At 36.5% G+C, this 22,536-nt stretch carries 9 protein-coding genes; 1 reads left to right on the forward strand and 8 read right to left on the reverse strand.

All coding sequences use genetic code 11. The annotated features are described in order from the left end of the window. Positions 1-13: 13 nt before the first annotated feature. The 6 genes from AAGF08_RS02135 to AAGF08_RS02160 form a co-directional block, all read right to left on the reverse strand. Positions 14-1,057 (reverse strand): adenylate/guanylate cyclase domain-containing protein, encoded by a 1,044-nt coding sequence (locus AAGF08_RS02135; RefSeq protein WP_343509263.1) that lies wholly within the window; start codon positions 1,055-1,057, stop codon positions 14-16. 12 nt (positions 1,058-1,069) lie between these two features. After that, positions 1,070-1,453: a response regulator gene (locus tag AAGF08_RS02140; protein ID WP_343509264.1), complete on the reverse strand. Its 384-nt coding sequence runs from the start codon at positions 1,451-1,453 to the stop codon at positions 1,070-1,072. Positions 1,454-1,487: 34 nt separating this feature from the next. Further along, positions 1,488-2,873, reverse strand: coding sequence for an ATP-binding protein (locus AAGF08_RS02145; protein ID WP_343509265.1), 1,386 nt, complete (start codon positions 2,871-2,873; stop codon positions 1,488-1,490). 169 nt (positions 2,874-3,042) lie between these two features. Next, a complete protein-coding gene (locus tag AAGF08_RS02150) occupies positions 3,043-8,334 on the reverse strand; it encodes an AAA family ATPase (RefSeq protein WP_343509267.1) in 5,292 nt (1,763 codons plus the stop codon). Between the two features lie 94 nt (positions 8,335-8,428). Then, positions 8,429-10,675: a carotenoid oxygenase family protein gene (locus AAGF08_RS02155; RefSeq protein WP_343509268.1), complete on the reverse strand. Its 2,247-nt coding sequence runs from the start codon at positions 10,673-10,675 to the stop codon at positions 8,429-8,431. A gap of 305 nt (positions 10,676-10,980) precedes the next feature. Further along, entirely contained in the window at positions 10,981-13,146 is a 2,166-nt protein-coding gene (locus tag AAGF08_RS02160) for a tetratricopeptide repeat protein (protein WP_343509269.1), read from the reverse strand. Positions 13,147-13,275: 129 nt separating this feature from the next. Between AAGF08_RS02160 and AAGF08_RS02165 the strand changes: the two genes are divergently transcribed. Beyond that, the gene (locus AAGF08_RS02165) at positions 13,276-13,560 is read left to right on the forward strand and encodes a hypothetical protein (RefSeq protein ID WP_343509270.1); all 285 of its coding nucleotides are present in this window, start codon (positions 13,276-13,278) and stop codon (positions 13,558-13,560) included. A gap of 291 nt (positions 13,561-13,851) precedes the next feature. Here AAGF08_RS02165 and AAGF08_RS02170 read toward each other — a convergent pair whose 3' ends face one another. Next, positions 13,852-16,005 (reverse strand): tetratricopeptide repeat protein, encoded by a 2,154-nt coding sequence (locus AAGF08_RS02170; protein WP_343509271.1) that lies wholly within the window; start codon positions 16,003-16,005, stop codon positions 13,852-13,854. 346 nt (positions 16,006-16,351) lie between these two features. Next, the gene (locus AAGF08_RS02175; RefSeq protein WP_343509272.1) at positions 16,352-22,492 is read right to left on the reverse strand and encodes a S8 family serine peptidase; all 6,141 of its coding nucleotides are present in this window, start codon (positions 22,490-22,492) and stop codon (positions 16,352-16,354) included. Positions 22,493-22,536 lie beyond the last annotated feature (44 nt).

Raw genomic sequence — 22,536 nt, forward strand, 5'->3', positions numbered from 1 at the left:
CATCGGATTCAAATTATAAGGAAATTACCTCATACACTGTAACGGGTTTTGATTTGTTCTTAAGTATCATGTCACCGATTTTAGTCAATTTAAAATCATCTGCGACCAGTTCTTGATATTGATCTAAAATAAGAATCTGTCCAGGATTTGCCTTTGATTGAAGTCTTGAGGCCACATTAACAGTATCACCGATTACAGTATAATCCAATCTCTTAAGAGAAATAGACCCAATATTTCCTGAAACCATTTCGCCTCGATTAATTCCAATAGATACTTTGGGTTTGAAACCTGATTTTTCAGAAAATACGGGCATGGCATTCATTTTATCCCGGATTGCAATACTTGCCCGAATGGCTCTTTTTTCATAGTCATCTCCTTTAAATACAGCCATGACAGCATCTCCAATAAATTTATCTATGATGCCTTTCTCTGCAATTATTTCCCGGACCATCATGTCAAAATAATCATTGAGTTGACCGACGACCACGTTTGGTTCTTCATTTTCGCTGATTGCTGTAAATCCACACAGATCTATAAAAGCTACCGCTGCTTCCATCGTTTCATTTTCTGTCAGCCCATTTTCAATCTCACGGCTTCCCATAAAATTCAGGACGGTTTCATCCACATACATTTTCAGGATGTTATTTTCCTTCATTGCTTTGAGGGTTTCCTTTATTTGATTGATATAGGTAATCGTCTTTTCAATGGTAATTTCTAAGTCCTGAAAATCTACAGGCTTAGTGATAAAGTCGAAAGCTCCTAAGTTCATGGCTGTCCGAATGTTTTCCATATCGCCATAGGCTGAGATGATCACGGTTTTCAGGAGCGCGTTTTGTTCTTTCACTTTGGACAAAAGTGTAAGACCATCCATTTCCGGCATATTGATATCACTTAAAATCATATCAATATTCTTTTGTTCTTCCATCAGCTCCAATGCCTTTTTCCCATTTAAGGCAAAATGAAATTCATATTCCTCCGATCGGATTTTTTTCCGGAATTTCTGCCTGATCAATACTTCCAGATCTGCCTCATCATCTACGACTAATATTCTTATCATCCCTTCTCCGATTTATTTTTTATTATCTACTAATGCCAAGATCTCTTTTTTTAGAAATTCAAAGTCAATAGGTTTTGTAAAGAACTCTTTTGCTCCCGAATCAATTGCTTTCTCATAGTTTTCACTATCCCCATAGGCAGAAATCATACTGACATTTATTTGGGGGAATTTTTCCTTTATTTTTTTTAAAAGCTCTAATCCTGTCATTCCGGGCATATTAATATCAGAAAAAACATAGACAACCTGCGGTGGATTTTCCTTGGATAAGAAGTCAAGCGCTTCTTGTCCGGAAAATGCAAACGATAGGCTAATAGATCCACTTTTTATTTCCTTCCTAAATTTTTGACGAAAAAGTATTTCTACGTCTGTCTCATCATCTACTATTAAAATATTCATATTTACAAAATTAAGTTTATTTAATAAGGACTTCTTACTTCTTTTTGGGAGCTGGTTTGTTTTGACCTTTTACAGGTAAGGATATTGTAAAAACAGTTTTTTCACCTTCTACCGAATCAACTTTAAAGTCTCCCCCATGAGCTTTGACAATATCATAACTGAGACTTAATCCCAGTCCAGTTCCAGATCCTGTAGGTTTGGTGGTAAAAAATGGCTGAAATATCTTTTCCTTTATAGATTGTGGGATTCCGCTTCCGTTATCTTCAACTGTGATATTCAAATTTTCTCCCTCAAAAAAAGTCTTAATTTTAACCATAGGTTGATAGGCTTCCAGCTCTTCTTTTGATTTTAGCTTATTTTTTTTCTCCTGTACAGCATAAAATGCATTGTTGACCAGATTTAAAATCAATCTTCCGAAGTCTTGGGTAATAAGCTCTAAATCAGGAATGTCTGGGACCAACTCGAGTTTAAAGTCTGCATTGAAACTTTTATCTTTTGCTCGTAGTCCATGATAGGAAAGCCTCGTAAATTCATCAACGAGCGCATTAATATCTGTGAGTTCTTTTTCTCCTGAATTAATCCGGCTATGCTGAAGCATACCTTTCACAATCGAATCGGCACGATGTCCATGATGGGCTATTTTTTTTAAGTTTTGATTTAGGTCATCTGCAATCTCCTTAGCCATGTCATAGTTTCCGGCATCGATTTCTTCTTTCATTTCTGTCAGAAGCTCACTGCTTAATTCTGAAAAATTATTTACAAAATTGAGCGGGTTTTGGATTTCATGAGCAATGCCAGCTGTGAGCTCGCCTAAAGATGCCATTTTTTCAGCATGGATCAATTGAGATTGCATGGATTTTAACTCATTTAAGGTTTTAATGAGTTCCTCTTTCTGTGCATTAATTTCAGATGTTCGTTCTGCTACTTGGATTTCAAGCTCTGATTGGAGCTTTTGGGATTTCTTTATTTCGAATTCCTTTTGGGCTGCTTTGATTCGCTCGTCTTCTAAGGCTTTTCGCTGTCTTCTGTTGATAATAAATTGAGCAACCAGCCAAATCCAGGCGAATAATTCTGCAGTACTGAACCAACCTTCATAGGAATTGTAAAATTCACTGTTTATCAGAATCGTTAAGTCCTCTAGAAAATCTATCGCTACAACCGGGAAAAAGGCATTGACATAAATCTTAATTGGGCTAAATACCGGCATTTTAAATGCAGCATATACAATTCCAAAATTGATGATGTGAGCAATCCAACGGAGAAAAACATCTGGCCAATCAAATACTAGCTGAACTATAAAGAACACAAGGGCAGCAACAAACCCTTTAAAAAAAAGATTTACCCACTCGGGATATTGGGTTTTTGTCTGCTCATGTTTTTGTAGATATCTAAAAGCAAATATCTGTAGAAGAAAATCCATTTTAACTAGCCTTATTTTAAAAATCAGTAAATCCCATGAAGCAAAATAACAATAATTTCGATTCTAGTTGATGCTAGGTCCATTGCTTTCGTGTTTACTTAGTTTTATTTCTCTTTCACTTGGGGTTATATCCTAATTTTAATCCCAAAATAATCTGTAAAAACCTTTTTTAATCACTGCTTATCGGAAGTACAAACTTAAAAATAGAGCCTTCGCCTTCTTTACTCTCCATTAAAAGTTGTCCCCCATGTGCTTGAATTATATCATAAGCTAAAGACAAACCTAAACCTGTCCCTGAGCCGGTAGGCTTGGTAGTAAAAAAAGGCTGGAAGATTTTCTCCTTAATGGATTCTGGTATTCCAATTCCATTGTCGATGATGGAGACGATTGCCTGAGGTCCTAAAACGGGATCGTTTGCCAACGCTGTAGTGACTTTGACAATCGGACTAAATTCCCCATTGTTTTCTTTATCTTTTATTGATTTGTCTAAAACAGCGTAAAAACCATTATTCAACAGGTTTAGAAATACTTTTCCGATTTCCTGTGGAATTACATTTACCTTGGGTAGATTCTCATCTGTAGAGATATCCATTTCAATCTCCAGATCATCAGAGATTATATTTTTATACTTTGCCAAAAAACTGTGATAAGAAATCCTCAAAGATCCATTTGCTAATGCATTCAAATCTGTTAGTTCGTGTTTTCCCTGACCTTGCTTGCTGTGTTCAAGCATATTCTTCACGATAGCATCAGCTTGGAGGCCATGCTTTCTGATTCTCTCAAGATTGGATTTTACATCAGTAAGTAAATCATTTATAATTTTCTCATTCCTATCTTCTAAGGTTTTACTGTACTCGACAAGAATTTCATCGATTAACTCATCGCTGACTTCTGTAAAATTATTTACAAAATTTAGAGGATTTTGTATCTCATGAGCAATTCCTGAAGCCAGTTCACCCATGGAAGCCATTTTTTCAGAATTTACAAGTTGCCTCTGAGCCTTTCTTAAATCTTTCAAGGTCAATTCTAAATCCTCTTTTTGAAGTTGTAGTTCAGCTGTTCTCTGAAGTACTTTCCGTTCTAAATTATCATACAACTGGGCATTAGATATAGAAATAGCTATTTGGGTGGATAGAGTCTGAAGTAATTCTTTATGAGAAACTGTGAAAGCTCCAATAGAAAGAGAATTTTCTAAATATAAAACTGCCATTAACATCCCCTGATGAATGACTGGAAGGCATAAAATGGATTTTACCTTGACTGAATTTAAATAGGGGATTACTCCAAATTCAGGATGATTTTGGGCATCTTCCAGTAACAAAGATTTTTGACTATTAATTACATAGTTGAGAATCTCTTCTGGCAATTTAATGGTATTAGAGGGGTAAGGAACGCCATGCAGCAGTTTATACGATCTTGGATTGACAATCCCTTCAGCTTCAATTTTCCAGGAATCATCGGAATGCATAATAAAATATCCTCTTTCAGCACCAGCATTTTCTAGCACCACTTCCATCATTTTGCTAAGTACTCCTTTTAGAGTTACCTGTTGGGAGATGGCTGAAGAAGCTTTGATAAGTGTGTGGGAATCGAACATTTCAAGAGATTGAATGGTCCGAGTTGTTTCACTTATCGTCAAGCTTTTTTGCTTTTGGCCTTGTTGAAAAAGAGTGGGGTAGGTTTCCTGTAATTGATTCACCTTTTTCATTGCCCCATATTCGAGGTAAGCCAAATAAGAATCTTTAAGGTAAACTTCACCGATTCTGGTTTTCCCATGATTAAGCATCATGATTCCAGCTTTTTCAAAAGCTATTGCTTTCAGAGGCAACATTTCCTGTTTTGTGGTCTGGTCAATTACGGCGTCATAAAGTTCCAAAGCTTCAAGAACATGCCCTTCTTTGTCCTTCTTAATCGCTTTTATTAAATCAAGTCGAAACTGAAAGTTTTCAGGAATTGAGGAGTTCCATTTTTCTAAAATAGTAATTGATTCTTCGATTGAATTTTGAAGATCCTCTTCAGGATTGGAGAAGTCAATCAATTCTAAGGCTATAAGAGGAAGGTAAATGTAATAATCTGCTAAAACCACTGAGCCTGGTACAGCAGCAAGGTAGTTCTTTGCATTTGACAAATGGTCATATGCTCCTTTAGCATCTCCTAATAAATAAGATGAAAACCCTTTATAAAGAGAAAAATAGAACCTTCCAAAATAGTTTTGCTCCTTTTCCAAAAGAGCAAAAATACTTTCTTCGGATTCAAAAACTGTGAGGGTTGAAGGGCCGTCTAAGTCATGTATCAATTGATAAAAGACGAGAATGGTACTTTTAACAAATAGATTTTTGGTTTTTTCAGCTATTTGCAGACCGTGATACATCTGTTCATCTAACACAGACAAGGAGTTCCCGGTTGTTGTAAGTACTTGGCCAAGACCCGAAATATTATATCCTGCAAATTGCAGTTCACCGGATTGAAGTCCAGAAGATAAACCTTCTTTTAAATACTTAAAACCATCCTTTGCAGGCCTCGCAAAAATGTTAAGAAAAGCCCCAAGAACGAAACAGGTATTACTTCGCTGTCTTAGACTTTTTAAATCTATTGCAAGCTGATAAGATAGGTCTCCAAAATCAAAACCCTGCTGAAAGTCACTAAATGCCAATCCACATAAAATACCATAGGAGCTAAAAGCAGTACAGCTCTCAGCTACGTTGCCATTTTCTATTGAATTAGCGGTACTTGCCAAAACCAAATAGGTCCATAAATTGCTTTGTCCACCCAGAAAGGCGGGAGATAGCATGTTTACGATCAGTTTTATTTTTATGCTGGCAATTTCATCTGGAGCGAGTGTTCTGTTTTTTAAAAGGTCAAGTGGTTTTTTGCTTTCCATTAAGGAAATAATAGTTCCAAAACCCTGTCCAATTGCAGCTTCAAGTTCGTTTTCCTCAGGGATAGTTAATCCAATTAATTCTAAACCTTTTCTCCCAAAATCCAATGCTTCTTGGAATTGAATTTTCATTGTGGAGAAAATGATGAGCTGATTATAAATCAAAGCTTTTTCAAAATTCGAACTGGCATAAGTTAAAACCTCATTTGCCAGTTTAAGAGCTTTATTTTGATCTCCAGCAATAAACTCCACTTCAATTTGTGCGAAGGAAATATTCCATATTAAATCATATTCACTGACCCATGGGTTCTTATCGTGGAGAAGTTCGCTCGCAAGATTTAATAATTTCAAAGATTCATCAAAAGCCACAGCATCTCTGGCTTTGATTCCTGCTTCATAATTATACTTAGCAAGCTCAATTTGTTTTTCAGGATCGGTGATTAAAGATTTGGCACGATTTAATTGATTCGTGATCCGAAAAACCCATTCTTCTTTTCCTCTTTCTAAATGCTCTTTAAAGAACTCTCCAATTTCTAAATGTACCTTTTCCTTATTTTCAAGATATAAGTAGGCTGCTTGTTGGATTCGATCATGTACAAAAAAATAATTGATGCCATCGAATAATAGAAAGGAATCATTCAATGCCGGAGAAAGTTCTTCCCTCAATGTTGATTCTTTGAGACCATTTAAACCTGCTAATTCTGAAGCAGTAAAACGATTACCTATAGCTGCACCTGTCCCTAAATAATGCCTGACATTTTCTGGTAGTTTTTCCATTTGCTTCATCAGGAAATCCACCACGTTTTCAGTTGCACTTTCTATTGCTATTTCAGCTTTATTCCATTCCCATCTTCCTTTTTTTGAGTCAGAATAAATCAATCCCTTTTCATGTAAACTATCAATAAATCGATGGACATAAAAAGGGTTGCCACTCGTCTTTTCATGGATTTGTTTCGAAAACTCCTTTACCTCAGAGCTTTTCCTCATGAGACAGTACGCCAAAATGTTATTGATCTCAGAGATGGGCAAGAGCCCTAATTCCATCTGATTAACCGTGAAACCAGATTTTTTCAAATCCTTGAGCAAACCCCTCAGGGGATGATTTTCGTCAACTTCAGTATCTCTGTAGGCACCTACAATAAAAAAGGTTTGATTTTGGTTATTCTTAAGAAGCTGCGAAAGCAGATTCAAACTGGCCAAATCGATCCATTGTAAATCATCTAAAAATAAAGCAATTGGATAAGGTTGGGAGGTGAAAACTTTAATAAACTCCGCAAATACATATTCAAATCGGTTTTGAGATTCTAGTGGAGTAAGAGATTCAAATTCGACTTGAGGCCCAATAATTTTTTCTAACGTTGGAAATACATCGGTAAGGAGTTTCCCGTTTTGTCCTACGGCATTAATCAGGAGGTCCTTCCAAAAAGACAATGCCTTTTTGTGCTCACTCATTAATTGAGAAAGTAGGCTTTCAAATGCCTGAATCAAGCCACTATAAGGAATTGGCTGATTTAATAGCTCAAATTTACCATGAAGAAAGAAGCCATTTTGTTCAAGCACTGGTTTTTTTAATTCCTGAATTAAAGCAGACTTTCCTATTCCAGGACTCCCGTTTACGAGGAGGAACTGAGTTTCCTTCCTATTTAAACAGGTATCCCAATAGTTCAACAATTGTTTCAGTTCTTTCTCTCTTCCAAATAATTGTCTCGGCATCCTGAATATGGTAGAGAAGTCATATTCAGCTAATTTGAATTCGGGGATATCACCTGATTCTCTGAAGAGTTCCGCACACTTCAGTAAATCCTTTTCGAGTCCTTTTGCTGACTGATACCTATCATCGGCAGATTTTGATAAGAGCTTGAAAACTATATTCTCCAGTACAGAGGGAATATTGTGTAAATAGTTTTTTAAAGGGGGAGGAGGTGAAGCAATGTGTTTATGGATGATCTGGAAAGAATCCTCGCTGTCAAACGGGAAAAACCCAGATAGTAACCGGTAGAATAATACACCTAGAGAATAGAAATCAGTCCTGTAATCTGTTAGTCTATTAATACGACCTGTTTGCTCAGGGGACAAATAATGAATTTTTCCTCCTCCAATTTTTTCGGAACTTATTTTTAAAAAAGAAGCGGATACACCAAAATCTATCAATCTGATATTTGAAAAGTCATTAGCTACCAAAATATTATCTGAACTTATATCTCGATGAACGATTTTTTGCCTATGCATTTCCCCAAGTGCATGAGCTATTTTGGGAGCTATTTTTAAAAATTCATCTATTGATAAATGGTTATTGTTTTTTAGGAAATTATCAAGTGAAGTGCCTTCAAAAAATTCTTGAACTATAGCGAAGCCATTTCCGATACGAATTAGCTCTAGGTATTTAGCCAGACCCTCACCGGAAATATTTTCACCTATTTTAAATTCTTCTTTAATTCGCTCTATTTTATGAGGTGAAGGAAAGTCGTCCGAATGAACTTTTATTATGACTTTAATTCCCGTTTTATGATGTACAGCTTCATAAACAGAAGTTTCGTTATCTTCATACAGCTTATTTTTCAATAAGTATTCACCTATATTCATTTCCTATTCACCGATACAAGTAGTTATAATACAACACTTTAAATTCAAAAATTGGAGGATGTAAAATAATATTTTTTCTCTAATCACACAGTCTTTAACTAAAATGAGGATAAACTTCTTTTTCGAAGAAATCTTGGATTTTATGCTTATCCAACCAAATTTTATCAATCATATATTGGTAATCTTCTTTTACAGGAACTGTATATGGGTCATCATCATTCGATTCTAAAGAATCTGTCCAAACAGAGTGTAGTGTGAAAGCGAAATTCAAATCAGGATGCGAGAGAACTGTTTTCGGACCTTGCTTAAGATTTGCTGCATCGAAAATCCATACTTCTCTAAAGAAGTTCTTTACTCCATTTATTTCGTCCTCATTGATCATAAGAACTGTTATGTACCCATCGATTCCTGGCCTTGGGTTTACGCTACCTTTTCTATGGGTAAATTGAAGGGATCTAATTTCATATCCTTTTGGGAATTGAAAGTAATCTTCCAATTCAAAGCTTTGGGCATTGAGCCTTACTAATTGATGTGGAATACCCTCTTCTGATAGTAGTTTGACTTTTTCTGCAGGTATTTTTCTGTTCGGATATCCTTCGTAAAGGTCGTAGATAAATTGGGTTAATCTTCTAGGCTCCAGTCCATAGCATTGGAAGAAGATATCAGTGATTTCATTAGTTGGGATACTACCGGATATTATATCTCTAAAAGTATAGATTCCAACACCCCAGGTATGAGCTCCCAAATCTTTAGGATGATCCAGATTTCCGGTTGAATCCAAGATATTCTCTGAAATTAAAGTACCTTTTTCACCATCTATTTCATATTTACTAATTCTACCAATGTCCATTACCCCAGCAGAAATAATCCCTGCCGTTCCAGGTTCTATATTAGATCCGTCGACTAATTTATCAAAAGGCCTCACCCATTCTGCTAGACATGCGGCACTATTGCTTGCCCCATACAAGGTTAATTTTCCATTCGGATTCTTATAATTTAGATAACAGTGGATAAATTCTGGTTCAAGTTTAATTTGTTTGGCAACAACTGTTTTTGAAGCAGGATTTAAATCTTTCCTGGCTACGATATATAGATATGTAAAGGGTTCCTGTGGAACAGATGTAACTTTTCTGATGTAGTTATCAATTTCCGGATTATGAGGAAATGGATTATTGAACATTACATCCAATGATAACTTAAAAGCAGCATCAATAAATACAAAGTAGTCCTCGGAAAGTGTTGTTTGATGACAACATTGTGTAATTTTCAGATCCTCCCCTTTTTCATTGACCATTCTCCAAGATTTTAGGGTGGGGGATCCATCAAAGCAATGAAGGTAAACTTCATCCTTCACGGAAAATTCATTTTGAGGGATTCCAAGCAAGGAAAAAATGTCACCCAATATTTTAGTAAAAAAGTGCTTCGCTTTTCTGAAGAATCTTTTAAACTTACTTTCATGGGTTGGACGATTTTTATGGACATTCTTAAAATATTCATTCAGTTTTTCCCGTCCTTCATTTTTATCAGTTATCGTACTCCAGCTCTTAACCTTTTGTTCTAGATCTTTTTCTATGGCATCATGATGTAAATGTAGAGCTGGCCACAAATTAGATTCTTTGAGTTGTAAAGATGTAGACTTGGTATAGTTTACAGAAAATAGCTCTTTAGTGACTGGGTCAAATGCAGGATGAGCAGTAGTCTGTAAAACTGGAAATGGCCAAGGAACAATTCCAGGAACGCCGTTGATATATTCTTTGATGTAACCAATAGCTGTTTTAATCTCTAATGTTTTGGAATCAAATTCATAAGGTCTTCCCACATCTGTTGTAGCAACTAGTCTATCATTTTTATCATTTCCATAACGGATTGGAGTAATAGCAGTAGACAACAAATCACTGCAACCCAGCCAAAAAGATAATCTAGTTATTCCGAGGTTTTTAAAACCACTTATACTTTGCTTCCATTTAGGGTATTGGGGATGACTTCCCTCTTTTGTAGCCTCATCTGCATAATATGCTGGTGGTTTTAAGAGCCTTGCTTTAAGGAAGGCTTTTCCTGCTTGGTCAAAATCATATCTCATGACAAACCCACCTCCAAGTAAAATAGGAGAACCATATTCTTTATTTCTGGTTCCATCCGGATTTTTTTCTGGATAAGGATATGGGGAATTTACGGAGCCACTGGAGGAATTAATAAAAACATGACCTGTAATGTCATTGGGGATTTCCCCATAGATAGCAACAAGTTCTAAATCTAGATCTTCACGAGTTGATGATATTAAAGGTCTAACGGGAAGATCTAAATCAGCTCTTCCTTTTTGTAGGATTTTGAGTTGAAACATAATAAAAATGAAAAATGGTTGTTGTTTATCAAGATAAATAAAACTTTTCTTATTTCAGGTTTTATTTTTATGACTTTTAATTTAAAAATAGTTGACATTGATCAAACTAAATCCTGAATGATTTTTGCATTTCAAATACAAAAATTAACTAATAAATTAAATCTAAAGGTATTTGTTAATAGAAATTTCGCCTATTCAATAGGCTTTTTTAAAGACCACTTTTTATTAATCTAATTTGAGTATGTAGACTCTAAATTACACCAGATTGACTCTAATTATTAATACAAAAATAACTTTGCACGATTTTACATTTTTAACAAGATTTTAAATTCAGTCCCTTTTCCTTCTTTGCTCTCAAAAGTTAATTCCCCTCCATGCCCTTTCACGATATCATAGCTCAAAGAAAGACCTAGACCTGTTCCAGATCCTGTGGGCTTGGTCGTAAAGAAAGGCTGGAAAATTTTATCTTTGATATGTTTTGGGATTCCGTTTCCATTGTCTTGAACTGAAATCACGATGCCGTTTTCATTTGTTTTGCTACTGACTGTTACGGTTGGTTGATAGCCTTCATCCCGATCGTTATTTGAACCTGATTTTGCCTTTTCACTGACAGCATAAAATGCATTATTAACCAAATTCAAAATAACTCTTCCGATGTCAGAAGGGACGACATTTACTTGAGGTAGATCTGGATCCAAGTCCAGTTTAAATTCTGCGTTAAAATTTTTGTCTTTAGCACGAATGCCATGGTACGAAAGTCTCAAATATTCATCAGCTAATTCATTGATATCAGTAAGAACTTTATCACTAGAATTGGTTCTGCTATGCTCTAGCATTCCTTTTACGATCGAGTCTGCCCGCCTACCATGGTGATTTATTTTCTCTTCATTTATTATTACATCATTTGCGATGGCTTTTATTTCATCAAGATTGCCACTAGCTACTTCTTCTTTCAGCTCTTGCAATAATTCTTTATTTAAATCCGAAAAATTATTAACAAAATTCAGCGGGTTCTGAATTTCATGTGCTATTCCTGCAGTGAGTTCTCCAAGGGAAGCCATTTTTTCGGATTGGATAAGTTGAGCCTGAGTCAACTTTAATTGATCAACTGTGTTTTCCAGTTTTTCATTTTTATGTTTGATTTCTACATTTTTTTCCTTGAGGCTATGATAAGCTTTATCTAATTTATTCCGGTTTCTAAAAACCAAAAATAGAATAATCAAAAATGTGAATAGACCGGCAAAAGCTGAAAAAGTAAGCCAGCGTTGTCTTAGGTTAGCTTTTTCAAATTCCAAAGTCTTTTTTGAAAATTCGTATTCTGATTCCAGATTTGCTGCTAAACGTTGCCCTTGGGCAGTATTGATGCTGTCATTAAATAGTTTGAATGATTTGTATTTATTTAGCGCTTCCTGGTAATTTCCTTCTTCTTCATAGATTTTGGCCAAGAGCTCATTTGCATTTCGGAGCTGCGTAGTTTGCCCCATCTTTTCAGCTTGCTCAAGGCCTTGATTTGCTATCACTGAAGCTTCTTCTAAATTTCCTTTTTTATAATACAATTCTGCAAGCCCTAGCAAAGAGTGAGAATAAGGAACTCCATACCCTTTTTCCTCAGCGATTGCAATGGATCGGCGATATAAATCTTCTGCCTTTTCTGTACTGTCCATGGCTGCATAAATATCTGCCATGGTCCTTGCGGTCATTTCTATAAATTCAGGACTTTGTAAATCCAACGCTGAAGCGTATCCTATTTTAAGATTTTTTAATGCTTCGACAGGTCTATTTTGTCGGAGTTCTACATCGCCAATGTTGTTATAAGCAAGAATTTGCCTTCCCTGATTTCCGAGATCTTTATAAATACCAAGCATCTCTTGATACTTTGATTTAGCCTCTTCAAATTTTTCCTGTTCGAAGTAAATAAGCGCAATATTATTTAGCGCAGCGGCTTTTACATTCAAATTTCCGGCAGTTTCTGCACCTTTAATCGCATCAAAAAAATTATTTAAGGCCTCTGTATAATTCCCTAAATTATAATAAACCAGTCCAATATTATTTAAGATTCCTGGAACTAAGTTTTCGTTAGAGGATGCCTTGGCAATGGACAATGAGTTTGTATAGTATTCTATAGAAGCAACGAATTCTCCCTTATTTTGAAGCGCATTTCCATAAATCTTTAAAGCTTCAGACTCCCCTTTCTTATAATTTGCTTCACGGCATAGTTGAATTTGTTTATCCAGAAAATGAATAGCACTATCCGGATTGCTTTCTGCAAGCATAAAACCAAGTTCATTGCCCTTGTTTAGATATAGGGTATCACTTTCATATCCCGGTTTAGAAGATAGCTCGACTAAATCTTTTTTCAGATCTTCAATCGTCTGTGCATGGGAGATCCTTGGGAAATGAAATAATAATACAAGCACTAAAAGTGAAGTCACCTTGAAAAAGAATAGATGAGAAATTGAAGTGCTTTTCATAAAATAGGATATAATTAATAGCGTGGGCGTCGGGGATTTACAAGACTAAACTTCGATTTATAAAAATTTGGATTTTTAACTTAAAAAACTACCTTTATCTTATATAAATTGTATTTTAATCCGAAAATCATGAAAAGAAATTATGCTCCATCCAATAATATATGGTTCTTATTTTTTAGTACTGAATTAGAACTTCAAAAAGAGCTTTTTGTTAACGGTTTATCCCTTGATAATTCAACTGATGAAGATGATACTGAATCATCTGAAAGTTTTAATAATGAGGAAGAAAGTGATGTGGATCCTGCCCGCACAAGAAGTGTGGACCCTGCTCGAACGAGAGGTGTAGATCCCGCTCGCACTGATGAGGAGGTAGATCCGGCCAGAACAGACTTTGTAGACCCTGCTCGAACCTAAATATATTTAAAGCAAATTCGGAAAAAAGACCTTAAGGAATTTTGGTCTTTTTTCATTAAAAGACTAAAATTCTGTTTTTAGAAAATCTAGTTGAGGTTATAATACCAATTCCTATTTGGACAAAAAATGTCTTCGTTTTCTTTACTTTAATTTTCTGCTTCAATTTCACTTGAACGTACTTTTTTTAAATAAGAATTTTCCCTAAAAACAGATCACTTCAGTTGAACGAAATGCAATAACTCAGCTTCTCCTTTCTAAAGCAAGGAATCATCTAGGTTTTAAGCCAGTAACTCATCTTTGTGGAAGTATCATACTAAACTTGGTTCCCTCACCTTCTTTCGACTCAACAATTAGCTGCCCTCCATGGGCTTTCAAAATATCGTATGACAAGGACAATCCAAGCCCAGTTCCTGAACCTGTTGGCTTGGTAGTAAAGAAAGGTTGGAAGATTTTTTCTTTTATTGACTCAGGAATTCCATTTCCATTGTCTTTAACGGATAGCTCTACTCCATTTTTAGTTTTTTTCGTACAGATAATAACTTTTGGTTGATAACCGTCGTCTCTTTGGTTATCTAGATTGGCTTTTGCTTTCTCCCCAACAGCATAAAAAGCATTGTTAACAAGATTTAGAATCACTCGACCCATATCGGATGCTACCACATTAACCTTTGGTAGATTAGGATCAAGTTCTAATTTATATGTAGCATTAAATGTTTGATCTTTTGCACGAAGGCCATGATAGGAAAGTCTGACAAATTCATCTGCTAAGACATTTAGATCTGTGGGTATTTTTTCACCCTTGCTACTTCTACTGTGATCAAGCATTCCTTTCACAATAGAATCCGCGCGTTTTCCATGGACCGTGATTTTAGAAAGGTTCTCCTTTAAGTCTGCTGCAATTGATATTGCTTCTTTAATATCTCCTTTTTTCAGTTCTTGATTCATCTCGTCCACTAATTCTGAACTGACATCAGAGAAGTTATTGACAAAATTCAGAGGATTAAGGATTTCATGGGCAATACCTGCAGTAAGTTCACCCAAAGAAGCCATTTTTTCAGATTGGATAAGTTGAGCCTGGGTAGATTTTAATTTATCGTATGCTGATTCTACATTTTCCCGCTGCGCTTTAATTTCTTCTTTTTGAATCTGAAGCAAACGATTTGCTTTCTGCTTGCTTAAGTTATTTCTATAGAGATAAATACTTATGATGATAAACATAATCAAAACAGCCAATGAAGCAAAAATGATGATCCTTTGGTTAAAGACTGCCGCGTTCTTCAATGCAGTATCTTTTTGAAGCAATTCAATTTCGGCCTCTTTTTTGTCTAATTCATATTCAAATTGAAGCTGTTGAATCCTTTGTTCGGTACTGGTTTTTGCAATTATTTCTTTTACGGATTTTGCGTTAATTTCATTTTCAAAGGCATCCTTGTATAGTCCAAGAAGGGCTTGTGTCTCAGCCAAGTTTTGGTACACATCTACTAATTCATTTTTGGCATCAATCTCGATTGCCAGTAATTTAGCTTTTTCCAAACTGCTGATTGTACCCTCTAAATCCCCTCGCATTTTTTGGGTTTTTGATAAACCGATAAGACTTTGTGTTAATTCAAATTTGGCATCAAGTTTTTCAGCAATTTCCAAGGAGCGCTCGTGATAATTAAATGCCTTCTGAAAATTGCCAAGTGCGGCATTAATTTCGCCCAATTGGGTGAGTGGAAACGTAGCGTCAATGGTGCCATCGCATAGTTCTAGAGCCAATTCGTGATAATAGATAGCAGAATCATAGTTCGATTCAAAAAAATATATTTCCCCAATATTCATGGCTACAATAGCTATTTCTAATTCTCGATTTATGCTTTGGAATACTTCTAATGATTTTTTGAAATAGGTCAAAGCTTCTTTTAGAGTATTCTTATTCTTGGAGTAGATAGTTCCAATATTATTGAGTGAAGTTGCTATCCTTAATTTGTTATCAAGTTCTTCTGAAATTTTCAGGGATTCAAAATGTAATTCTATGGCTTTACTACTATTCCCTATCTTAAAGTAAACCGATCCAAGATTGCTAAGAACATTTGCTTCACCTGTTTTGTCACCAATTTCTTTGTAAATATTCAATGCTTCTTGAAAACTTAAATTAGCTTCCTGAAAATTACTTATTTGGGAGTAAGCTCTTCCTTTTCCATTATAAGCATCTGCTAAACCTTTTTTATAGTTTAATTTATTCCCTAAAAGGATTGCCTCATCAAAATAATAAATTGCGTTATTTGGATCTGAATAAATATATTCCAGTCCTAAAGCCACATAATTAGAAACTTTTACACTATCATCATTTATAGTGTCAATTGATTTCAACAAACTGTCCGCTGTGTTAGTTTGTGCAAAACTTTTATCGAAAAAAGGAAAAGTGAATAAAAGTAAAAGAAGTAAGTACTTAAAAATAGTCATATTTCGGTCTAGGTTCCTATGTAAATACTTTTCACTTTGAATTGATCGGATTGGTAATTTTAGAAATCACATCTTCTTTCATTCAGAAATTCAATATAATTAGGCAAAATAACAAACTTGTCCTGTCTTTAAGATTCCTGAAAAAATATTTAAATCTGGATCGAAAATCTAATCGAAAGCAAATAATATATTTTTCCCTTTTTGAACATTCAAATCTCCAGGCCATTGATTTCAAATTCTCTTTTTGGTTATTTGAAAGATAAAATTCGATGCTGCGAGAATAATAAATTAGAAAAAGAATGGAAGTAATTCCATTCTTTTTCTCTTTAATCTGAGATTTACCTTTTTAAGGATCTTTAATCACGTGAATAGATTTCATTCCTTTTAAGGTATTGATGTTGATTACATAAACTCCAATGTGCATTTGAGAGAAATCCAACTCAAGTCTACTCTCTTCATCATGCCATATGCTAGGCAAATGTTGGATTCTTCCCATGGCGTCTAATATCACCATTGAATAATCACTTGGCTCTTCATTTACAAGACCTCTGAGATCGATGTTGAGTCTATCATTCACTGGATTCGGGTATGCTTTTATTTCTGCAAAAATCTCGCTTTGCTGAATCTGGGCATTACCTTCAGAAATTGACAACTCAGGTATCGAATCAGTAGAGTTGATAATCCTTGCGTTTTCAAAATCAACAACAACCGGACGGATTGCAAGAGCCTGGGATACCCAATGCTCTCCCAATGAAGCAACTGCACTTAAATCTCCGGTTTCTCCAGCTTCGCTTTGAATAAAATATGACATCATATTAGAAGTTAATCCTTGCTGGTTATTAGGATCGTCATACACTTCAATCGTTCCGGCTGGTGGAGTCCAGGTTGCATTTTTCTTATTAGTATAAAATAACATGACTAGGGTATTACAATCAACCGTTGTCAATGAAGGTGCTGTTCCAATAATATCCGGAGGTCCAGATGCTCCGCTGAATGTAACTATTGGGCCATCAGGATGATTAATATCAGCACCTGTTATTCTTGTTATTCCCATCGTCCATTTTGGAGCTTGCTTAATTCGGAACCCATAGGAATCGGGCTCATTGTTGCTTATTATCACCTTATAATAGGTAACCATAGCCACTTGATTTTCCTGATTAACTCGCTGGATTAGTACCCAATCTTTATCAAGAGGAGTAACCGAAGGAGCCTGACCTTTTTCAAACATCAATCCTACGATTAACAAATCTCCGATCTGGGTATTGGCTGGCTTTTTAATCGTTGCAGGATTGCTTGTGTTTCCAGCACCCATTGCCGTTTCGAAATCACCTATTTCGGGAGCTTCATTTACGCATCCTACAATTAATAAGGTAGCATATTCTGAACTGGCGGCATCGTAGTTTTCATTTCCAGCGAAGTTTGCTTTGACGCGATAGGTTCCTGGATAAGTTGGAGCCAACGTAGTGGGTCCGTAGCTGGTTTCACCTGCTCCCTCATATTCTATTGAAACCAAGTTTTGATCCAACACATCGTCAATACCACCTATTCCGTAAGCGAAGGCAGTTGCTTCTATTGGAGATCCGTTATATTCAAATCTACCACCAGTAATAGAGACAGTTGGAATTGCTTTTTCCACGCTAAGGATTCCTTTGGTGATTGTGCCTAGGATATAATTGGAAGGTTCAACAAAACTAACCATCGGATTTACCTCATAATTGCCTGCCTGAATTAATCCAGTGATTGGGAAAGAGGCTTCATTTTTCAATAAAGAATAGGAGACAGATTCAATTACTGATTCTTCATTATCTTCTAGTACTACTTCATTGCCTTGTTGGTCAAGGAAATTAGTGCTTACTTCAAATCCCTCAAATTCAGAACTAAATTCTGGTGCGGCTTCTCCGTAACTTATTGGGTTAGGGGATGCCGCTGTTGTTACTGACAGTGCTGCTGGAGTAATGGTAAGATCCGCAGGCAGGTAAGAAGAAATAAAATTCCTAGAATCAAAAGTTCCAGGTATAATTAGGTGTTGACCGACTCCCGTTCCTGTCACCATGTTAATAGAGAAGAATTCAAGGTTAAAATCATCGTCACCCTCACCAATTTCTTCTCCGAAATCATAGTATTTTCCGATTTCAGCATTTTCTCCCTCTTCTGCTAATTCCAAATCCTTTTCTCCAAAAATCACCAGACTGTTATTTTCCAATTCATTTTCAGAACCACCTGTGCTATTGATGATAGTTCTTGAATTAATGATGGTCCTTCCATTGACTATGGTCCTTGCATTAATGATCGTTCGCCCATTGATGATGGTTCTTCCATTGACTATGGTTCTTCCATTAATGATGGTTCGGGCGTTGATTATGGACCTGCCATTAATACTAACTTCTTTCAGTTCTTGATCTTCTGGGTTATCAAGGTAATCCAAATAAGAATCCGCGGATACATCAAAAACTGAATTAATGATAGTTCTTCCGTTGATTATCGTTCGTCCATTGATTATCGTTCGTCCGCTCACCATAAAGCTTTTATTAATCAAGCTCTCTTTGTTAATAATTGTCCTACCGTTGAAAATTCCCAAAGGAAGACTATTATCATTAGGATTTTTGGCCAATTCAAGGTCTTGCAGGTATTGGCTTATTATGCTATTCTTTAAACCTTGGATATCATTTATTTTTATTTCTCCATCAGATTCAATGAGCTCATCAGGTATGATTACCTCAAATTCCAAAGCATCACTTATCGATTCACCATAGGTTAAGTTGAGGTCTACCGGTTGGAGTGTTATAGGCAATGCTTCAACCTTGATAATGCCAGGACCATAGTTTCCAAAGTCATCACTGGTTCCATCATACAAAAGAGTTCCATCTTCCTGAACCACTCCTACATAATTGAAAAAATCAGAGAAAGTGAAGCCGGTCCGAGGGTGGGAAGCTGTTATTACATACGTTCCAACATCTGCCAGATCCCCGCTGATTTGGCTGGTCAAGGTAAGAGGTACTATTGAGTTATCTTGATTTTCTGGATTCAAAGTGAGTCCAACTTCTTCTAATGTTAGTTCACTCAAGACCCAATTGTTATCGATCAATTCATAGACACTTGCTGAAAATGGCTTCAAAGCTTGTGCAAATTTCTTAGTCATATCATCTGCTCTGATCGCAATCGTCCTTTTTACTACATCAAAGAAAAATTCCGGACCTGCTGATCCACCATCTATTCCACTGTCTGAAATGGCATTATTAATCACAGTAATACCGGGATTGCCTTCAAATTCAGGAATCGTAACCTCCAAATACCCAAAACCAAACTCATCAATGCCGTAGATAGCGTTGAGCTGTTCCTCTCTCAAATAAACATTTGACCCCTCATAAAGATTTGTGCCTCTAATAATCAGTTTAAACTCTACTTCTCCCGGAGTTATATCCTCCGCATATACTAATTCTATATTATCAGGATTAGGAGCAGCGAGTGAAAGTAATGCCCTATCCGCTCTGACTAGACCAGAACCAGATTTAAAGTCATCTCCAGCTTCATGCATATCTTGGGCAGTTGTTTTAAGCACTCTCCTGATATCATCTGGTAAGCTTTCATCAATTCCTCCAATCCAATCCGTGGGATTACTTTCAGGGTAATACTTAACTCGGGCCTGTTTTACCAAGGCTGCTATCGCTGCGGCATGAGGTGCTGCTGCTGAAGTACCAAAGAAATTTGGGAAATCATCATTCTCTAAATTTGGAGCACCGAAATTTACAGTAGTGTTTACCCCATTGGGAGCTGTAAAATCTGGTTTACTGCGAATAACTCCATTAGTTTCAGTTCCACCTCTTGATGAGAAGGTAGCCACAGTAAAAGGTTCTGTTCCGCTTGGAACCAGAGTGGGGTCAAATCCAAATACTGAAGTATTGGCATAAAGAACAGCTCCAACAGTCATAGCTCCTTCTGCATTTGCATGCCCCACAATAGTGGAAGCATTTATTCCATTCTGATCAGTTGGATCTAATTCGCCTCTAAAAACAACATATTTGAATTTAATCCCAGTATTGGAATCTAAGTCAGTACAACTCTCGCACTCTCTTGCAATCAAAAGATCAATAGTGGTTTCTTCTTTCACTGTAAATGAAATAATTTCAATGGGATCACCATTGGTATTATCCCGGTTGAAACCAAAAAGTGGAACACCAAAGTCTTTAAGATAAATATCCAGATCGTATAAGCTGCCTATTTCATCGATCGAATAAAGCGGATCCTCCCATTGGAGTGCAATCATATATACTGCCGGACCATCTTCTCCAGGAAACACTTTGATGGGTTGTGTGGTATTCCCATTGCTAAATTGGTGGACTCTTCCTTGTTCTTGCCATTCCCCTTGATTTAGCGGTAGCTGAATATTGGGATCGATAACAGGCGTAAATACACCTTCAAATGACTTTGTTCCGAAATTTCCTGCTGAAGTAAAATAAGATACCCCATTAGCGGTAACTTCATTGATTGCCCTTGCCACTTTTCCATCCTTAAAGAAAGGTTCAGTAGTGTAAGAAATGTCATCCACTAAAATATCACTTCCCGCTGCCCCAAGGTCTCTTATTCCTTCTGCAAAATCCCCTGCAGTCAAAACGCCTGTCCTAAAGCCAAGCTCGGCTCCAGGAGCAATATCATGAACGATCTGCATCATTGCACGCCCTTCGTCAGTACCAGATCCAAATCGACTTGGCAAGTCCCGTAAAAAATAGGTGCTAGCCGGTAAATCCCCATTGGAAATATCTGTTTCCAATGTATTTACTCCAGCATCTGAACGAGTAGCGTAGCTATCAGAAAGAATTCCGATTTTGATTCCGGTTCCGTCAATGGGTTGATCCCCTTCAAAGTGAGAATAACCAGCTCTTACAAGGTTAGATCGCATCACACGGTCCCCTTGGGTAGTCGTTGCTCCTTTATTAGGAACAGGAGGGATGGCGGGACGAACATAATTTATTACCTCGTAATACTGATTTAAATCCAACAATTTTTCAATTGGAAAGAAACCTGCAATGATCAAAGAATTAGGATCTTGTTTCAACTCCTCTTCTGTGGGAGTTACAAACCCTAAATTTTCTAGAATTGCTTTGGCCTGGTCAAATTTGTCCTTGAAATAGATAACCTCGATAAGGACTTCATTTTGATCGATGTAAAAGACTTCATTGGTTTTAACAACTTGGCCTTGTCTAAAAATCTCATTTAAAGCACTTAATTCAGAACCTATAATTTCATAAACTTTTCCTTGTGAACAGATCCCGAATATCTGTCGATCATTTACAGTGACTGAAAAAGTTTCTGTGTTGCCACAGGTTCCAATGGTTGAAACCTCGATTTGGTCACCATTCGTAACAAAAACATTGTCGGGGTTCTCAACAGGCTGTCCGTTTTGTTTAAACGTGATTTCGCCAAAATCGACAGATACATAGGTGTTTAAGTTAGCAAAGGCTGTATTTCCACCATTCTCTATGCTACAAAGTTCAGCATCAACAACTGATAATGTAGGTGGGTTGTTCAAAGTAACATCAAGGCTACATTGGGTGGGGAAGCATGCTCCAATATTTTCTATTTCAACAGAAACCTTTCCTGAACTTAGCCAATTCACTAAAATCGTATTCGTTCCTTGTCCTGAAATAATTTCTCCATCTCCTTCAATGGACCAGAGATAGGAAAATGCTCCATCTGCTACGGAATAAGATGCGGTCTCACCAGCACAGATTTCAACATTTCCCTCAATTGTACATTCCGTATCAAAGTCAATGATTTCTGATGCTGCTTGTACAGAACTACTCTGGCTTCCTACTGATTTTCCATTTAGGGATACTACTCTGGTATGGTATGGAGATCCATTGATGCTTGCAGCGGAATTACCCTCGCCCCAATCTTGTGCTTTCGCAATATGGCCACCCCATGCAATTACTACTGAATTATTTGCTCCGTTTTCACCAGAGACTGAAAAAGTGATAGCCAGTCTGGTGATGGTACTGGAGGTTGAATTACTTTCCTGAAGGACATAGCTTAGATCATCAATTGTTCCTCCATAAATTGCCATTTTTCTTTCGTCATCAGAAAGAAGATTAAAGCTTTCGAATGGTTGAGGAGTTCCGTTAGGAACTGGTATTAAGGCAAAATTTGGATTTCCAGAATTAGGGATCACATCCTCACAGATTCTATCAAAACTTGTGATATAATCGATCGCATTCTTTTCGTCTTTACTGGTATCCCATTCTATTTCTACCGTGTGGGTACCAGTCTTTAATTTAGAAATTGTCAATCTGTAAGGAATGGATTGCCCTTCAAAGAAATGACTATTACTAGAATTAGAATTTCCGGTAGCCCAGGTAACCGGGCTGACTGGGTCTTTGTCCACCCCTCCATTCTGACCTTGCTCTAACTTGATAGATTGGGCGTTAGAAAAATTAATTGCAAGTAGAAATACTATCACTAGCCCCTTACAAAATGTGATTAGTTTTTGCATAAAATTATATTAGGTTGAAAGAGATAAACGTTAAGTGCAAAATT

This window comes from Algoriphagus sp. SE2, assembly GCF_039563885.1.
Lineage (GTDB): Bacteria > Bacteroidota > Bacteroidia > Cytophagales > Cyclobacteriaceae > Algoriphagus.

Bases quoted from the DNA above. Each gene is read 5' to 3' on its own strand.
- AAGF08_RS02175 (WP_343509272.1), bottom strand. From the start codon at position 22,492: ATGCAAAAACTAATCACATTTTGTAAGGGGCTAGTGATAGTATTTCTA.
- AAGF08_RS02135 (WP_343509263.1), bottom strand. From the start codon at position 1,057: ATGATAAGAATATTAGTCGTAGATGATGAGGCAGATCTGGAAGTATTG.
- AAGF08_RS02145 (WP_343509265.1), bottom strand. From the start codon at position 2,873: ATGGATTTTCTTCTACAGATATTTGCTTTTAGATATCTACAAAAACAT.
- AAGF08_RS02160 (WP_343509269.1), bottom strand. From the start codon at position 13,146: ATGAAAAGCACTTCAATTTCTCATCTATTCTTTTTCAAGGTGACTTCA.
- AAGF08_RS02165 (WP_343509270.1), top strand. From the start codon at position 13,276: ATGAAAAGAAATTATGCTCCATCCAATAATATATGGTTCTTATTTTTT.
- AAGF08_RS02170 (WP_343509271.1), bottom strand. From the start codon at position 16,005: ATGACTATTTTTAAGTACTTACTTCTTTTACTTTTATTCACTTTTCCT.
- AAGF08_RS02155 (WP_343509268.1), bottom strand. From the start codon at position 10,675: ATGTTTCAACTCAAAATCCTACAAAAAGGAAGAGCTGATTTAGATCTT.
- AAGF08_RS02150 (WP_343509267.1), bottom strand. From the start codon at position 8,334: ATGAATATAGGTGAATACTTATTGAAAAATAAGCTGTATGAAGATAAC.
- AAGF08_RS02140 (WP_343509264.1), bottom strand. From the start codon at position 1,453: ATGAATATTTTAATAGTAGATGATGAGACAGACGTAGAAATACTTTTT.